The sequence below is a fragment of the Glycomyces sp. NPDC047010 genome (genome assembly GCF_040644205.1).
Taxonomy (GTDB): Bacteria; Actinomycetota; Actinomycetes; order Mycobacteriales; family Micromonosporaceae; genus Glycomyces.
On sequence record NZ_JBEYVY010000001.1, the window covers coordinates 259,953 to 275,948 of the forward strand.

Consider the following 15,996-nt stretch of genomic DNA (forward strand, 5'->3'; position numbering starts at 1 on the left):
ATGAGGGTGTCGAACCTGGCTCGGTCCATGTCAGTTCCTTGTCGTGTGCGGCGACCCGTAGGTGCGGCGTTGGCGCGGCTACCTTCGGCCTTTGTGCACCCGTCCTCCTGAGTGTTTATGCAGGCGTGTCCGAAAGGTGCGGTCGGCGCATTGCAGCTTGCAGTGTTCTCTTCACCAGTGCTTCCTGGGTTACCGCATGGCCGCGATGTTCGAGGGCTGCGGCAAAATCGCGGATAGGCGCCGGACTGGTACGGTACCGCGCCAGCTGCTCGAGTACCTGGACGGAGAAGGCTCGTCCGGGTTCGTGTTCGCGCTCTCCGACGTCAAGGATGACCGTCGTGGTGATCGAGTGGAGGCGTTCGAACAGGCGCTCGGCGATGCGGAGTCCTCCGAGATCGGCGTCGGTGCAGATGAGGACACGCTGGCAGTTGGCCGCCGCCTGCGCGATGGCAGCGAGAACACGGTCGGAATGGTGCCCGCGGCACCAGATCACCGGCATCTCGGGGTACAGGTCGCAGATGGTTTCGGCGGCCTGCCGGTTTTCGATCACCGCCATCTGCTCGGTGCCCTGATCGCATCGGAGCTCGATTTCGGCATCATGCGGGAGTCTGATGTCGTGCGGGCCGGGCCATCCGGTCCAGTCGAGTTCGCGCGTGCCGAAGTTCGCTTTGATCGGGCCGCCGACACCGATATAGGGGCTCCGGTCGACTCCGAGCTTGCGCAAAGCCTCCTCTTCCCAGCCGTTGTCGCGCAGCAGGAGGGGAAGGTCTTCGCGGGCCTTGTCGTCGGCGGGGTGGTGTGCTTGCACGAAGGCCCTGATGCCATCGTGGCTGACCTCACCGGCAAGGTCGCGCGCGGCGCGCACGACCCACAGCAGTTGCGCGCCGCCTAGCGGCCTGCCGAGCGAGGCGGCGGCCCCCGGCCAGGTGTCGGTCAACTGCTCGCTCAGCGCTGCCGCTTCGGTCTCGAGGGTGTTTCGTCGATCGCGTCGCCCAGCGGCCGTGGACCGCTGGCGCGCCGCCAATGCAGGGTCCGGGATCCACCACTGGGGTGGGTGCTGGACTGCGCCCCTGGCGAAGGCGCACTGGAGCACGCCGCATCCGGCGGCCGCAAGTGCCGCGCATACCTCCCACGCCCGGGTGGCGTCGCCGAGCTGTTTGACGACCGTGTCCCATCGGCGTTTTGCGGAGGCCAGCCAGGTCCATTCGCGGTCCGTTACGAGGCCGTTCGGGCGCTGGCGTGGCGGTGGCGTCGCTGGTTTGAGGTGGACTTTCCGTACGGTGGGGCGGCCTCGGCTGTCGGTGGCGAAGGTGCCGTCGGTGCGTGAGGGCTGGGCGAACACGCTCAGGCCGCTAGGTTCACCGGTGAGGGCGTGGAGCTGGAACTCGCCTTGCGGGCTTGATGGCATGGGCTGGTTCATCGGGGCCGGTCGGCCTCTCCCGGCCTGCCGGCGGCGAGGTGCCCGGTCTCGAGCCATGTCTGGAGGAGGTGGATCCGGTCGGCTTGTGCGTCGTGTCCGACGATCGCCGGCGGGTCGTTGTACGGCTGGGTGTCGGAGGATCGGCACAGCTTGATGAACAGGCCTGATGCCTCGACGGCGTAGCGTTCCATTTCGTCTTGGAGCGCGCCGATCACGGTGATGTTGCGGTCGTTGCCGATCGCTTCGAACAGGGCGACGGCGTCGCGGCGGTGCTGCTGTCCGAGGTTGTTGCCGAGTTCGTCGAGGATGAGCACAAGCGGCCGGTCCTGCCCGCTAGCGAGAGCGGCCGCGCAGACGAGTTTGATGGCCTTCGCCGCGACTTGGGCGGTGTTCCCTTTGAGTCGGTACGAGGCCGGACGTCGGCCTTCGGCTCGGGACCATTTCGGGACCAGCGTCCAGCGCCAGGGCTTGTCGGGTTCGCTCGGCGTCGGCGGCTCGGGGCATTCGATGTCGGCACCGTACCCGCCGTAGGCGCGGTCGAGGTCGTCGAAGTGACGGGCGACGTCTTTGGCGGTGGCCTTGATGAAGGTAGCCAGGCTGGACCGGAGAGCCTCGGCCGCCTGAGTGGCTTCGCTGAATCCGGTTTGTGCCGCGGCGAGGTTGGCGTCCTGTTCGACGCGGTCGTGCGCGATCCGTTGCCGCTCGTACCGGTCGTGTTCGGCGTTGGCTTTGAGATGTGAGGCGAGACCGGCGGTCAGGTCGGGGATCGACGCGGCGGCCAGGCTGCGGCGGTGGATTCTGGGGTCTGCTGGATTCCACGCGAGATCGCGAACGATCTGCGGCAGGGTCGCAATGGCGGTCTCTGGCGGGAAGCACGCGCTGAGCGCCTTCTCCAGTGACATCAGAGTCAAGTCGGTCCAGTCTTCAAGGCCCAGGTCCTGCTCCTCCTCGCCGAGGGAAAGGAGGTGGATCTGGGCGTCGCGCACGTCGCGGGTACCGAGGTCTTTCAACAGTCCCTCGATGTCGATGGCCGCGATCTCGTCTTGGTACTTGCCGCGCCTCTCGGCGTTCTCGATGAGGGTGTTGCGGAGTCGGTCGATCTCACCCTCGAGATCGGTGATCTGGGTTTGGCGCTGGAGTCGGCGGACGATCATCTGCTCGTGCTCGCCTTTGGCCCGCTCGTACTCGGCCTGCTCGGCTTCGAGCGTCTCGGCGATGACTTCATTGCGTTCGCGGCCTTGCCGGATGGCTGCTTCGAGGTCGCCTGCCCGCTGCGCGGCTTCGGCGCCGGTCTTCCGCCGTTCCGCCAGCGCCAGGTGCGATTCGGCGAGAGTGACCTTCTCGTCGGTTTCTTCGAGCTGCTCGGATGCGGTTTCGAGCTCTTGGCGTGCTTGGCGGATCCGTGCGGTCCGCCCGGTGATCGGCGCGGGGTAGTGCCCGGCGACTTTCACGCGCGCGGGCAGGTCGGTGAACCGGTCCGTCTCGTCGCCGCGAGCCTCCAGCGCGGTCAGGAACCGGGTGAGGCTGAATCGCGGGTCGGCGCTGGCCGGGAGCCCTGCGGCGCCGGCATTGCCGGTCGGAGGGTCGGCGGCGATGAGGATCTCACCGGCCTCGGACAGGGCGGCCGCGCGGTCGAAGTCGGCTTCGGCGACGACGAGGGCTTCTTCGAAAGGGGCCAGGCGCGGCTCCCACCGCTCGCGCCCGGACTCGTCGACATGCAGCACATCCAGCAAGGGCGCAGCAGGAATGGCCGCATGCCGGAGCCGTCCCATTGCCGCGGCGCCGCGAGAGTTCCCTTGTTCGGCCGCGCGCAGCCGGTCCTGGGCGGTGGCCTTCGCGGCCGCTGCGATGCCCTGCTCGACCTTTGCTGCAGTCACGCCCTCATTCGCAGCGCGGATCTCGCCGATGGCCGCCGCGACGCTGCGGCCATCGGCCTGACGTGCGGTCTCGGCGAGGTCGCGCCGCTCGCCCTGGTGGGACTCGACGGCCTTGACGAGGTTGCGGGATTCGGTCTTGAGGTCCGTTCGGCGCTGCTGCCGTCGCTCCCAGTCCTCGGCGATGGTGTGGCATTGCAAGGCGAAGGCGTTGTCATCGGTGAGCGTCTGGAGTGCCTCCTTGCGTTCGGCTGCGGTCCGGGTGCTCTCGGTGCGCTGGCGGTTGAGTTCGTTGATCAGGTCCTGGAGGTGTCCGATCCGGTCGTGGTCGTCGATGATCGCGCGGGCAAGCTGGCTGCGCCACAGGGCCTTCGTGCGTTCGAGCTCACCCCGGGCGTCGTCGCGTTTGCCGATGGCCGCCTCGATGCGCCGCCATTCGGTCTCCCGCTGTTCGATGTCCGCTCGCACTTCGGCGAGGCGCCCGGTCCGCTGGTGCTGGGTGGTCCGGTATTTGCGCTCGGTTTCAAGTTGGCGGTCGAGGCCGGTCAGGGCGGCGACGGCGTCGAAGATCCGCTCAGGGGTCAGTTCGTTGAGCGGTTGCGCGAGCAGGTTCGGGGTGTCGCTGGCACGCACCGAGGTCGACAGGAACGACACGGCGCGAACGTTGGAGCCGTACATGGTCTCGTTGAACCGGTTGGCGTGGAGGTCGCCGCTGGTGCCGCGCTTGTCGAGCCGGTTCCAGGCCTGCTCGACCGCGTCGGTCCGCTCGGCGTCGCTCGCGCCCGCAGCCAGGTGGAGGCCTTGCGTCCAGCGCAGGTCGATGTACGGGGCGGTTCGGTTGAGCCGGAGCCAGACGGTCACTGCGCTGTGCTGCAGTTCGGTTGCGGTCGCGGCCGCGGGGTCGGTGAAGACGCCGATGACGTAGCCGTGGTTGGCGTTGCTGTGCTGGTCTTGCGCGGCGACTTCGGCGGTGAAGAGCAGTTCGGCGGCTGCTTTGGCGCCGCCTGACCATCGCCACTGCTCGTCGCCGCACAGGAGGCTCACTGCGGCGATGTAGGAGGATTTGCCTGCGCCGTTGGAGTCGCTGGGGCCTTGCCCGGCGACGGTGACGAATCCGGAGGCGATCATCGGCAGCGGGTGGGTGGACAGTCGCGAGATCCACACCATCTGGGTCCCGGTGAGGACGCGGGTGCCGATCACGTCGGTCAGGTCGTCGGCGCTGGTCGGGTAGGTTGCGGTCGTGTTCAATCCTGCTCCTGTGTGTAGCCGCGTCGGGCGCGGATGGCGGCGGCCAGGGGGCTGTCGGGGGCCGCGGCGAGGATGAGTCGGTTTTGCAGGCGGGTGCGCGCGGCCTTGGTAAGCCGGTGGAACTGGGGTCCGGGGATGTACCCGGTGGCTTTAACGCCGTTGTAGGTCGGCCCGCTGGCCAGTCGCACCAGTCCCGCAGCGCGCAGGCGTTCGAGGGATTCGCGCAGTGCGGTCTTGCTGACCTGTGTGCGGCGCTGCAGGTCCTCCATCGGGGCGATGAACGGCGACATCCAGGTGTCGGCGTCGAGTTTTCCTTCGGCGCGCGCCATCGCGACCGAGTAGACCAGCACGAGCGTCAGCACGGCCCGGTCGCTCTCGGCGAGCACGGCCGTGCCGGTCGCTGCCAGGCGGGCCGCGATGTCGTCGCGGTAGCCCGACGTCCAGGTGTAGGGGCCGGCGGCGACCAGTTCCCTGCCGACGGCGTGGAGCATGTCGGCGACGCTGCGGCGCAGAATCGCGTCCTGCAGCGCCGGCGCCTGTGCTTCGCTGACGGGCTCGGTGCTGTACTCCACTGCCGCGAACGCGGCTTCGACCCGTGCTCGGTCCCTTTCGTTGAGCGCGTGCAGGATCGGTTCGAATACCTCATGCATGGCCGCCACTCCCCTCGGGTACGGGCATCATCCGCCACAGGTCTCGCAGCGTGTTGAGGTCGAAGTCGTTCCAAGCGCCCACCTGCGGTCCGAGGCGGACCAGTTCGGCACCGCTGCGGTATTGGAGCCAAGCGGTCCAGTCCAGGCGCCGCAGTGCCGGCAGGACGGCCCGCCGCGCATAGTCCGCGGTCTTGCCTCGGTTGACCTGGAGATACATCGAGATCACATCGTCGAGGCGCGCGGGGCGGCCGGGCCAGATCGGCTCCTGCGGGCTGGGCCAGCAGCAGCGCAGCGCGCAGGCGAGCACCTGCGCTGACTCTGTTGGCCGCTCCAGGGTGCTGAGCGGCAGTCCGAGATCGGTGACCGTGCGCGGGCTCGCGCCCTCGGGGAGTTCCGGAAGCGCCCATACCGGGCCGGGGTCGGGTCCGACCAGTCGCCGCATCCCCGGTGGCGCTGCGTCGGTCGGCGCGAGTCTCAGGTCGCCGGTGGCGCGGGCCCGCGCCCACGCGGCCGCCGTGTCCTCACCGTTCACGACGCCTCCTCCGGGTCTGCTCGCCTGAAGGTGCCCGAGGTGGTCCATGCCGGTGCGGCGGCGGGTTCGATCCGCAACGTGTCGCTCCATTCCAGTGTGTAGGGGAGGTCGGGGTGGTGGTGGGCTGCCGTCAGGTCCGACAACACCCGCCTGGCGGCGATCCAGTCACCGTAGGACCGCAGGAGCTCAGGGACCGAGACCTCGTCTCGACCGGCGAGGATCTCCTCGATAACAGCGGTGAGCGCGTCGAGGTCGTGGTCGATGCGCCCGGTGTCGGGGCTCACCGGTTCGGCTGCCTCGGCCCTCGGCGGCGGTTTCCGCTCCTCCACCACGGCCGCAGCGGCTTCGACCGCGTCGATGAGGTTGCCCGCTTCGAACCAGACGGCAGGGGCGTCGAACACGAAGCCGCGCAGCGGTGCGGCCAGATCAGCGACGCTGCTGCGCTTGACGAACGTGTCCCATGCCTCGATCGGGAGGAATCCCAGGCCCTGAGTGGTAGAGGCGCGGTCGAGCATGCGCCCGGCCACTGCCTCGGTGGCGTCGATGAACGCCGCCAACGCCGACCGCAACCCCAGCACCTGCTTCCTCAGCTCCGGGAAGCGTTCAGGCGCAATGTCGCAGAAGCGGCGGGCCTTGTCGATCAGCTGCTCGTTGCCCCAGTGCAGTTGGGCATTCTTCCGCAGCTGTGCGATGTCAGCGCCGGTAGCAAGGCCGCCGAGTTCGTTGGCCACCAGGCGCAGACTGTAGGTGACCGCCCGAATCTGGGCGCTGGCCTCCTCGATGGTCGTGTCGGGGTTCTCGATCTGCTGTCGTGAGGCCTCGAGCATGCGGTGGAGTTCGGCGATGCCGCCCTGTTCGGCGAGCCTGCGCAGGAACAGCAGCATAATGTAGGGCGGGAAGGTCGCGCGCCAGTACCGTTCCATGCGCCGCTCGAAGACCTTGACGACGGCGCCATACCCTTGGAGGATTGCCAGTCGGCTGCGCACGGCGCTTTCAGGAGCCGGCTGGCATCGCGCGAGGATCTGCGCCTCGGTCAGCCCGTCGCTGTCGGCGTTGGCGAACGCCTCGAAGATCGCCTCGTCGACGTCGATGGAGCCGGGCGAGTGCACCATCTTCCCCGATTCGAGCGCCAGCACCGCAAAGACGCGCTTGTACGTACGCAGCACCGCCGCGTCTTCGGCGATCTGGTCGAACTGAATTCCATCGTCGTCAACCATCGCACCCGCCCCTACTGTGGTATTCGCACTCGCTTTGATCATCTGTTGCGGAGTTGCAAGCTAGACAGCGAGCTTGGCCGCTGCTTTGCCTGCGGCATACTTCACAGCGCATCGGCAGGACGCTCCTCATAGATCAGCCCGGAAATCGCCGACAACTTCCGATCGAGTTCAGCGCGCTGGTGCGCAGGAACCGCCGCCAGTACTTCCCTTCTGAATTGATCGAACCCGCCCTCGGGGAACATGTCGTTCGCCAGATCGCGCATCATCCTCTTCGGCCACTCGGTGATCCATGAGCTCCTAGCCCGGGCTCGCGACAGGTCGAGTGTGACGGCTACGCCGTGGTGCTCCGCCGCACCAGACGGTTCGTTCAGCAGCCGGTATTCGACCGGGGCGTCAGCAAGGAGATCGGAGACATGCACTCGGTCCATCCGGCCCGCCTTGCTTGTCAGGCAACGATTGACCAGTTTCGAAAACGTCTCGCCCGGTGCTTGCTCGCAGGCACCGAGCACTTCTGCGACGTCGACAAAGCCCGCGTCGGCCAGTGTCTGCTGCGGGCGCAAGTTGCTCCCGATCGTCCCGCTCCCTCCAGCGCCGGTGAGATGGTTCATGCGATGGTGGGCAGGCATAAGCGGTTCAATCGCCGAAGGCCCGTATACGGGAGGGCAGTTGAGACTGCCGGCGACCACCGCCCAACTACTTCGCTGGCACACCAGCGACACCGCTGTCTGCAGTTCCTCGGTGGTGCGCAGCTCCGACCACTCCGACGCATGGATTGCGGCAACCGCGAGGCGGCGCTTCGTGTCGGGGAAGGAGAATCGCGCAACGCCACACCCGTTGGTGAACAACGCTTCGGAGTAGTCGGCATCCCAGGAAACGTCGGCGAATCGTTCACGGCGACAGAGCACAGCGGTGGGATTCCCTGTCTTTGACGGTGTGATCCCCACAAACTGGAGCCCGAGGGCCGACCCCAGCGCTGCCAGACGTTCTCGATCGTCGATCTCATGCTCGACGGGAGTGCGAAGCCGAAGCTCACCGGGCCGCCATGCCCGGCGGTCTCGGACTTCGTTCACCACGAGAATGTCCGCCTCGACCGGCTTCAACCGTTCGATGAACAAGGGAAGACGATCGAAATCGTAGGCGAGACAGGACCCGCCCCAACCGCCTCCCTGCAGGTTTTGCGTCGCGAGCGTGACGCGTATTCCACGGTCATCGTCACCCTGCGCGCCATTAGATGCGTCGCCACTTTCTTTCGGCTCACTTGGTTCCGTCATCGCTTGAACAATGTCCTTTCCCTGGCCCACTCAGTTGACGAGCACGCACCCTACATGCCGCGTACGACATTTCTTCGGCGACTATTTCAATCATTCGATTACTCGACATACGTACGACTCTCCTATCCATGTAGGCTCAGAAATCGCCTTCAGTCCCACATAGATCGTCGACCTCGCATGTAGTGCCTTACCCCATGGTTATATTCCTGCCCAATGCATTCACCTGCTTGGCCGCGGCTGTGGCGTAGGTGTCAGCCTGATGAGATCTGGAGTTCGGTGGCGTGGTGGGCGCGCAGGGGCCGGTCACCGAGGGGCAATGTGGGAGTGCATCGGCGAAGGGGTGTAGGTGTCGGTCCGCGCGTACGCGCCCTTGGCGGGCCGGAACAGCGCCGAGGCGATCGGCTCGCCCTCGCGCAGCCGGCGCTGGACGGTCTTGGGGCTGACGGTCACCCGAGGGTCGCGCACGTGTTGGGAGAGCGGGAGCGTGCGGCCTTCGACGGTGTAGCGGGTGTTGACTGGGCGTGCGGGTTCGGTGATCGCCTCGGCCGGGTCCCAACTGCGGGTGAGTCGCGAGCGCAGGGTGCTGGCCGAGACCGCGCATTCGGGGTCTTTCGCCCATGCCTCGGTGGACATGCTCTTGCCCAGCGCGGACACCAGGCCCCACCCGCTGCCTCGAGTCGGGGTGGGCGCTTCGGTCTCCCGCACCGTGGTCGGCTGGATGCGTCTAGACGGAGCCATCACCGGGCGCCTCCTCGGTGAAGTCGATGAGGATCGCGGTCGCGTCGTCGCCTCGTTTGGTCCGTGGGTACTGTCGCGCTTCGGGGTCGCCGGTCCGCTTCGGGTCGGCGAGGTTCTGGAGGGCCGCGGTGATCACAATCCGCTCGAGGAGGTCGGGATCGGTGTGGTCTTCGGCGACGGCCAGGGCCCGGGCGTTGCGCACGATCAGGCGCACGCTGTGCGGGCCGTGGCCGGCGGGGTCGGATTCGGCGTCGGCGATGCCGTGGGCGAGGGCGGCGCGGGCGAGGCCGGTCATGCCCAGGTCCTCGTCGACGGGTGGCAGTACGAACAGGTCGGTCACAGTGCGTCTCCTTGAGACTGATTCGGCGGTGTCGGGGTGCGTCGGGTGCGGTGATCAGGCCGAGGCGGGCGGTGAGCCAGGCGAGGTCGGCGGTCACGACCCCGATCGCCGCGGACCTGGGCGCATCCGGCCGGGGCCGGCGATCGTCGGCCGCGGCCGTGCCCGGCTCCGTTGCGGCGCTTCCCGACCCAGGGAGGTCAACGGCGCGTCCTGGCCGAGACGTCGGCATCGGCGCTGGCCGAGTCGGTGCCGTCGAAACATGGGGCGCGGGCGCTTTCGGCCGAGCGCCGATCGCGGCCCCGGGCGGAGCGCACTCCGGCCCGGGGTTGGGTGTGAGGCACAAGAATCCCTTCAAGAGAAGCGGACAGCGAGCGGCGCACGAGGTCTGCGAGGATGCCGGGAACATGCAGCATCCGGTCAGATCCCGGGAGCGACTCGTGCCTTCTGGTCTCGTGGGGACGCCGCCGTGCGTCCTGTTCGGCGGCGTCCCGGTCGGTGGGCGCTCAGGTCGAGCGCGGTCCGGTGAGGTGGGTGATCATCGCGTGATGGTGGGCCGCGAGTGCTTCGCGGTCGGCCTCGGTATCGAGGAGGAATCCGCCGATCGTGTAGTCGAGGACCATCCCGGCCCCAGCGAGCGTGCCGGTGGCGATCGTCTGCGGCATCGCATACCCGCTAGCCGGCGGCGGTAGCCGCGCGAAGACGAACTCCCCGTCCTCGACCTCGCCTACGGGGTAGACCGCGAAGTCGACCCCCTCGGCCTGCCACGTGTACGTCAGGGCGTTGTCGGGGTCGATGAGCGTCTCGCACAGGACCCGGCAGACCTCGCCGGAGTCCTTGGTGGTGAGGATGGCGCGCAAAGCGGTGATGCCGTAGGTATCGAGGTCGAGCCAGAGCGGAGTGGTCTCGGCGAGGTGGCGGAGCACGATGTGGGCTCGTGTGCGATTGGTGATCGTCGGTGGAAATCGCGGGAGCAGGGGTGTGCCGGCGTAGCGGGTGATGGGCTCCAGGGTGGCCGCCCAGGTGCGCGCCTGGTCCGGGGTGAGCGTGCCGGTCTCGACGGCGGCGAGGACGCCGAGCAGGTGGCGCGGGCGCACCTCGATCCAGTACGCCTGCCCGCGGTCGATGTAGTCGGCCACGACCGCGACCGCCTCGGCGATCGGCCCGCGCAGTTCGAGCAGGTCGTCAGCGGCGCGGCGGAACCGCCGCGGAGGAAACCCGAGCATCACACGCTCCCGTCGCGGCCGGACTGGGCGATCCCTCGATCGGCACAGAAGCGGTCCATGTCGACGAAGGTCGGCCGGTTGAACAGATCCCACGGGTCGACCTTGACAGTGGAGTCCATGAAGGTCCAGAGGAGGTCGAGGGCGTCGCGAGCATCGCGGTCGGGGAAGTCCTGGTCCCATTCGATGCGCCGGCCGCCCTCGTCGTCAGGGTCGCGGATGGTGATGCGGGCGGTGAACGACCACCAGCCGCGGCGGCCATCACTGTGGTGGGCGAGGGCCATCGCCACGTCGTAGCGCCCTGGCTTGCGCGCGTGCGCCTCGCCGAGCGTGACCGACCATCCCTCGGTCGCGAGCGCGCCCCGAGAGGGCGGTGTCGAGGGGTTCGGGGTTTCAGGCATGGGTGCTCCGTTCGTGTACTGCCATGACGATCTGGTCGGTACTCACAGGTACGGGGTCGGGGGGAGGTGGGTGCGGTACTGCCGGATCCTGCCGATCGCGTCCAGGACACAGGCCGCCGTGCCCAGTCCCGTGGCCGCGGCAGTGACCAGCGCCGACGGCGCAAGGCCGACGTCGAGGACGGCGTCGGTCCCGAGAGCGATGAGGGCAGCGCTGGCGATGCCGGGTGCGATGATGCGGGCTAGGTAGGGTGCGGCGCGCCCCGGCCAGGTCCCGATCACGGTGATGCGGGCCCGGCGGGGCAGGATGAAACCCGCTGGCCGCTGCGCATCGCGCCCAGCCGCCGCGGCAGGGCCTGGAACGGAGCTGGCCGCTGCATCGAGTTCTCCGGCCGCGATCTGGTTGGAGTCGAGGTCAGTTATTGCAGGCATGGTTTTCTCCTGGGAAGCCGATCGGGGCGGGCGTTTCGGGGCGCGGTGCGAGAGGTAAGCACTTGGTCGTCAACGGAAACGCCTCGCCGGATCGGCGGACACGCCTCCCGCGGAGCGCATACGCCCAGCGAGCCGTCGTTTGCCGCGCTCACAGTGCAGCTCCTGCAGTCATGACGACCAGGCACGCCGGCAGGCTCATCAGCACATCGCGCCCGGCGCCGGCGATCGCGGCATCGCGCCCGAGCCGGGCCCGGTCGAGCACAAAGCGAACCAGGTGGGCGGCACCGAAGCCGGCCGCCACCGCAATCGGCAGCGGGAGCGGCGGTGCACCGACTAGCAGGGGCGCGGTAGCACCGAGGATCGCGATGATCACGCCAAGCACGGCCGGGCGCCGGTGCCAGCGCGGCCGAACCAGGCCAAGGGCCTCCAGCAAGCGCCTCGGCCGTCGCAGGGAGAGGTAGCGGCTCGCGCCGGGGTCGGAGAGTGCCGCCAGGACCTTGCCGATCACCACGTAGTGGTCGAGCTCGGCACCGGCGTCAGGCCGCTCGAAGCAGGTCCTCGCCCACAACTCGAGGTCGCAGGCGCTGATCGCACCCGACAGGTACCGGTGCAGCGCGGTGCACAGTTCGAGCCGTGTGAGCTGATACCGCAACTCGGGAGCAGGTTCGATCTCGGCGAGGGCCGCAGCGGCGTCGGCGACCGGGACCCGGAACCGGGCCAGGTCGGCCAGGGCGTCGCGCTGGAGCTGCTCGTACTCGGGTGAGGAGGTCAACGCGGCCCAGGCGGCCAAGTGGGGGAACGCTGCCGCCACCCACGAGGCGATCAGCGCTCGGTCCACGCCTTCGGCGCCGGCTCCGCGTTCCCAGTGGTCGGCCAGATTGCCGGTGGCCGGGTCGTAGGCGAGGTCGGCAACCGGCGCCGGATCGGAGGCGGCGGCGCGAAAGAGCCGCGCACGACCGGCCCGTCCGGTGCGCTCGAGCATCAAGTCGGTCCCGCCGCACCAGAAGGAGCCGATCGACGCACGGCTCGGGGAACCGGTCACGCTCACCGCTCGCCTCCCTCGACCCCGAGATAGCCGCAGATGACGATCACTGCGATCGCGGCGACGACCAGCCACAGCGTGGTCCGCTTGGCGATCCAGCGCCCCTTCCAGCTGAACCAGCCCAGGGCGGCGACGATCAGCAGCACTCCCACGACGACGCCGGGGACGGCTTGGAAGTCTGCGGGCGCGCTGGCCGCTGCCACGTTGGCACTCGGGTTCGGCAAGAGCATCAACATGTCTCGCACCAGCCGCTCACCTGCCTTCCATGCGGGCGAGGCCGAACAGCGTGCTGAAATGGGCGTCGTCGGCTGCGGCGAGAGCGGTGTGGGCTCGCAGATACTGCAAGGCGCCGACGGCGAAGGCGGCGAGCGCGATCCCGACGGCCCGGTGACATCGCGTGAGGTAAGCGGGGCAGTCGAGCACCGCGGGTGACACGATGGACGAATCGGGGGCTTTGCGCACCAAGCAAGCGATCGACCTCGGTCCCCAGCTGGGTCTGGTCGCAGAACTGCTGCAGGTTGATCGAAGCGTCCAGGGGCTGCTCGCGCGCCTGAGTGAGGTGGAATCGGGCGCGGTGGAATTGGTACCGGGCTCGTTGGGGCTCAAGACGAATCCTGTCCATGGGAGTCGGGGGCGGGCTAGGTGAAGGTCATCGCGGCCTCGGCGCGCGAGTAGTCGCCGAATGCGGCCTCGACGTCGTCGTCGGTGAGGCCGTAGCGGTCGATCGTGTACTCGTGGGTGCGCTTGGTCGGGCGGGACATAGTCGCACCCAATCGGGCCTCGTCGTCGGCCGTCCACGGCGTCCCGAGCCGGTCGTAGAGGACCGGGATCTTCTCGTGCGGCTGGTGGGCGACCGCGTGGTAGGGGACGTCGATGATCCGGTCCCGAGGGACCGCTGCCCGGGGCTGGCCCGGGGCCACGGTCCGCGCCGCCCGGGCGCGACCGACCATCCACGGGAGCATCCGCAGGCACATCTGCCCGATCGCGTACGGGTCGGGCACGCGCACGTGCAGCCGCCAAGAGGTCTCCACCAGCGAGCAGATCGACCCCATCACCGTCGCCGGATCACGGTGCATCCACACGATCTGCGCGTCAGGGAACACCCTGATCAGCTGGTCGAGGTTGCCCAAATGGGTCGGGGACTTGATCACCCACCGCCGCGGCTCGCGCCCGTGCTGCAGCACCTGGTAGGCCATCTTCAATAGGTCGTAGTCCCTGGTGTAGTCCCGTTCGTAGCACCAGGTCTCGTACGCGCGCATGGGGGCGCGGGCTAGGTGCTGGCCGCCGTGGGGCAGCAGGAAGGGGTCCTCGTCGGCGCCTGCGGCCGACTGGGGATGGATGGCGCGCATGAGCGGCGCCAGGCGCAGCACCAGGTGCATCACCTGGTCGATCTGGCGGACCAGGCGCGCCTGTTCGCGAGGAGGCAGGGCCAGGGAGGTGTGCATGAGTTCCCACAGCGCCGGTGCCCGGTGGCCGGCGGACTGCGCGATGACTTTGTGGGTGACGGTGGTGCCGGTACGCGGCAGGCCGACGATGACGATCGGCCGCTCGATCACCTCACGGGCGATCTCGGGGCGAGCGGCATGGAGGGCCTCGATGCGCATCTGGTTGGCGATCCGGGCCTGGACGTCGCCGCGGGCCATCGCCCAGCCCAGCGCGGACAGTCCCGGCGCGGACGCGAAGGCCCCAAGCAGGCGCCGGTAGCCGTCGATGTCGGCCTCATGCATCGGCGGGTGGCCGCCGGCCTGATCCCCAGCGCGCTCGTGGGCCTTCCAGAAGACGCGGTCGGGGTCACGGCGCGAGCGCAGGCTCGGCGCCATGAGGGTATTGAGGACGGGGATCAGGTTCGAGGTGCGTTTCATCGGTGCTCTTCAATCTCGTGAGGCGGAGCATGGCGGGCACGAGTGTGCGGTTCATGCGAAGCGGTCGCCGAACACTCTGGTGAGGATCCGTGTGCCTAGGCGGACTTTGCGGCCCGAGCCGCCGCACCCGAACCAGCCGCGGCAGGTCTTGGACGTCGTCCAGATCAAGAACGCGCGCTTGAACCGCCCGCCCCCGCCGCACTTGAGGCAGTCGCGATCTGAGTAGATGGCGCAATCGATCAGCCATGCGAGGGTGAGCGCGGCCGCGGCGATGCTGGCGAGGACGGGGTGGCCCGTCCACAGCAGGCCCGCGGCGGTCGCGGCGCTGGCACCGGCCGCCAGGAGGTTGCGGACTGCGAACGCGCAGGCCACGGCGATCGCGGCAGCAGTGGTTTCGGACTGTTGGAGGAGGTACCGCAGGAAGTCGAGCACCGCGGTGAATGCGGTGGGAAGGGCGGAGGTGAAGAAGTCGGTCATCTCGGTCGGGCCGGGGTAGGGGACGCCTGCCGCCGGCCCAGGCGGCAGGACAGACGATGTTGGGGCGCAGCGCGGATTTGGGCATGGCTACAGGGGCTCGGCTTCACCGTCGCGGCGCCGCTTGGCGGCCTGGCGGCGGGGGTGTGCGGCGATAACCAGAGCGATACCGCCAAGGCCCAAGCCCAAACCGAGTGCCCCGAGGAGCGCGACCGGCCAGAGCCGGTCGATCCCCACCCGCCACGACAGCCACAGGAGCCCGGCACCGGCGGTGAGGAGTACCAGCGGACCGGCCAGGGCCCTCGCCCATTCACCGGCCGCAGCGAGCAGCATGGCAAAGCGCATCAGTACCAACCCCCTGCCGCCAGTTTCGGGTGCAGGGCATCGCCCTGCCAGGTCGCAACGACCGCGAGCGCGATCATGTTGCCGTCGCGCAGGTCGACCCGGGTCTGGTAAGCCCCGTCGAGGGTGTCGAGCGAGCGAGCGCATTCGGCAACGATCGCCTCGGCCCACCGGTTGCGGGCCGGATCGGTCCGGTCTTGGCCTCCGACCGCCTGCAGCAGTTGGCCCTCGACCCACAAGGCCGCGGCCGGGGCGTCGAACTCCGCGGCCCGCTCGTACCGGTTCCATGGGGTCAGTCGCCAGATCCGCGCCTGGGCCGGCAGTGCATCCGGGGCCCGCCCGTCGACATAGGTCGGAGCCGGGTCGGTGTACCGCTCGTACCGGAAGCAGCGGTAAATCGCCGTCCCCGGGCGCAGCGGCCGCGGGTCCTCATCCGGCGCATCGCCCTCCGGCCTGGTCTCCCGGGGGCGGTGGCGGGCCAGCACCGGCAGCACCAGGGTCCGCTCCTCAACGGCCAGCACGGGACACCCCCGAGCCCTGTCGGGCCGCAACGGCCGGGCCCGGCTGCAGGCCCCGCCCCTGCGGCAGGTCCCGGCCCGCGAACGCGTGCCGCCACAACGCCATACCGCAGGCGACCGTCTGCTCCGCCTCCATACCCTCGAGGTCACTGTTGAGAGAGTCGCGGTGCGCTACGCGCAGGTGCGGCGTCGCCCCTTCACCCCACTGGATCACCCCGATATCGCCCGTCTCGCCCGGTCGGGGTTCGGCGTCGGTGCACCAGATCGAGGTGCGCGAGTCCACGGCGTAGACGACCGTCCGGGCCCCGATGCGTGCCCAGCCCAGAACGGTGCCGTTGGCCAGACCGTACGTTGAAGTCGCCGCCGACACCGCTCCCTCCACGGCAGCGACCCCATCTGCGCGGCGGGCGCGCACGCG

At 68.9% G+C, this 15,996-nt stretch carries 19 protein-coding genes; all 19 read right to left on the reverse strand.

Going from position 1 to position 15,996, the window contains the following annotated elements; all coding sequences use genetic code 11:
• Window positions 1-115 precede the first annotated feature (115 nt).
• Window positions 116-1,420, reverse strand: coding sequence for a DUF2399 domain-containing protein (locus AB0A65_RS01185; protein WP_359944288.1), 1,305 nt, complete (start codon window positions 1,418-1,420; stop codon window positions 116-118).
• On the reverse strand, window positions 1,417-4,542 hold the full coding sequence (locus tag AB0A65_RS01190) for a chromosome segregation ATPase (RefSeq protein WP_359944290.1): 3,126 nt from the start codon (window positions 4,540-4,542) through the stop codon (window positions 1,417-1,419). Before AB0A65_RS01190 ends, AB0A65_RS01185 begins: the two co-directional genes overlap by 4 nt.
• Window positions 4,539-5,192 carry a hypothetical protein gene (locus tag AB0A65_RS01195; protein ID WP_359944293.1) on the reverse strand — a complete coding sequence of 218 codons (654 nt, stop codon included), beginning with the start codon at window positions 5,190-5,192 and terminating at the stop codon, window positions 4,539-4,541. The genes AB0A65_RS01190 and AB0A65_RS01195 overlap by 4 nt, the downstream gene beginning before the upstream one ends.
• On the reverse strand, window positions 5,185-5,724 hold the full coding sequence (locus AB0A65_RS01200; protein ID WP_359944296.1) for a hypothetical protein: 540 nt from the start codon (window positions 5,722-5,724) through the stop codon (window positions 5,185-5,187). Before AB0A65_RS01200 ends, AB0A65_RS01195 begins: the two co-directional genes overlap by 8 nt.
• Entirely contained in the window at window positions 5,721-6,941 is a 1,221-nt protein-coding gene (locus AB0A65_RS01205) for a hypothetical protein (protein WP_359944299.1), read from the reverse strand. Before AB0A65_RS01205 ends, AB0A65_RS01200 begins: the two co-directional genes overlap by 4 nt.
• Window positions 6,942-7,042: 101 nt before the next feature.
• Window positions 7,043-8,212, reverse strand: coding sequence for a hypothetical protein (locus AB0A65_RS01210; protein WP_359944302.1), 1,170 nt, complete (start codon window positions 8,210-8,212; stop codon window positions 7,043-7,045).
• A 303-nt stretch (window positions 8,213-8,515) separates the two neighbouring features.
• Window positions 8,516-8,950, reverse strand: a complete 435-nt coding sequence (locus AB0A65_RS01215; RefSeq protein WP_359944305.1) for a hypothetical protein — start codon at window positions 8,948-8,950, stop codon at window positions 8,516-8,518.
• Window positions 8,937-9,290 (reverse strand): hypothetical protein, encoded by a 354-nt coding sequence (locus AB0A65_RS01220; RefSeq protein ID WP_359944308.1) that lies wholly within the window; start codon window positions 9,288-9,290, stop codon window positions 8,937-8,939. The genes AB0A65_RS01215 and AB0A65_RS01220 overlap by 14 nt, the downstream gene beginning before the upstream one ends.
• A 503-nt stretch (window positions 9,291-9,793) precedes the next feature.
• A complete protein-coding gene (locus tag AB0A65_RS01225; protein WP_359944311.1) occupies window positions 9,794-10,513 on the reverse strand; it encodes a hypothetical protein in 720 nt (239 codons plus the stop codon).
• Window positions 10,513-10,911, reverse strand: a complete 399-nt coding sequence (locus AB0A65_RS01230; RefSeq protein ID WP_359944313.1) for a hypothetical protein — start codon at window positions 10,909-10,911, stop codon at window positions 10,513-10,515. Before AB0A65_RS01230 ends, AB0A65_RS01225 begins: the two co-directional genes overlap by 1 nt.
• Window positions 10,912-10,953: 42 nt before the next feature.
• Window positions 10,954-11,340, reverse strand: a complete 387-nt coding sequence (locus AB0A65_RS01235) for a hypothetical protein (RefSeq protein WP_359944316.1) — start codon at window positions 11,338-11,340, stop codon at window positions 10,954-10,956.
• 148 nt (window positions 11,341-11,488) lie between these two features.
• Entirely contained in the window at window positions 11,489-12,388 is a 900-nt protein-coding gene (locus AB0A65_RS01240; protein WP_359944319.1) for a hypothetical protein, read from the reverse strand.
• A complete protein-coding gene (locus AB0A65_RS01245) occupies window positions 12,385-12,585 on the reverse strand; it encodes a hypothetical protein (RefSeq protein WP_359944322.1) in 201 nt (66 codons plus the stop codon). Before AB0A65_RS01245 ends, AB0A65_RS01240 begins: the two co-directional genes overlap by 4 nt.
• 49 nt (window positions 12,586-12,634) lie before the next feature.
• The gene (locus tag AB0A65_RS01250; protein WP_359944325.1) at window positions 12,635-12,847 is read right to left on the reverse strand and encodes a hypothetical protein; all 213 of its coding nucleotides are present in this window, start codon (window positions 12,845-12,847) and stop codon (window positions 12,635-12,637) included.
• A 173-nt stretch (window positions 12,848-13,020) separates the two neighbouring features.
• Entirely contained in the window at window positions 13,021-14,244 is a 1,224-nt protein-coding gene (locus AB0A65_RS01255) for a sulfotransferase (protein ID WP_359944327.1), read from the reverse strand.
• Between the two features lie 51 nt (window positions 14,245-14,295).
• Window positions 14,296-14,721 carry a hypothetical protein gene (locus AB0A65_RS01260; protein WP_359944330.1) on the reverse strand — a complete coding sequence of 142 codons (426 nt, stop codon included), beginning with the start codon at window positions 14,719-14,721 and terminating at the stop codon, window positions 14,296-14,298.
• Window positions 14,722-14,808: 87 nt separating this feature from the next.
• Entirely contained in the window at window positions 14,809-15,063 is a 255-nt protein-coding gene (locus tag AB0A65_RS01265; protein WP_359944333.1) for a hypothetical protein, read from the reverse strand.
• A complete protein-coding gene (locus tag AB0A65_RS01270) occupies window positions 15,063-15,581 on the reverse strand; it encodes a hypothetical protein (RefSeq protein ID WP_359944335.1) in 519 nt (172 codons plus the stop codon). The genes AB0A65_RS01265 and AB0A65_RS01270 overlap by 1 nt, the downstream gene beginning before the upstream one ends.
• Entirely contained in the window at window positions 15,568-15,993 is a 426-nt protein-coding gene (locus tag AB0A65_RS01275) for a hypothetical protein (protein ID WP_359944338.1), read from the reverse strand. The genes AB0A65_RS01270 and AB0A65_RS01275 overlap by 14 nt, the downstream gene beginning before the upstream one ends.
• Window positions 15,994-15,996 lie beyond the last annotated feature (3 nt).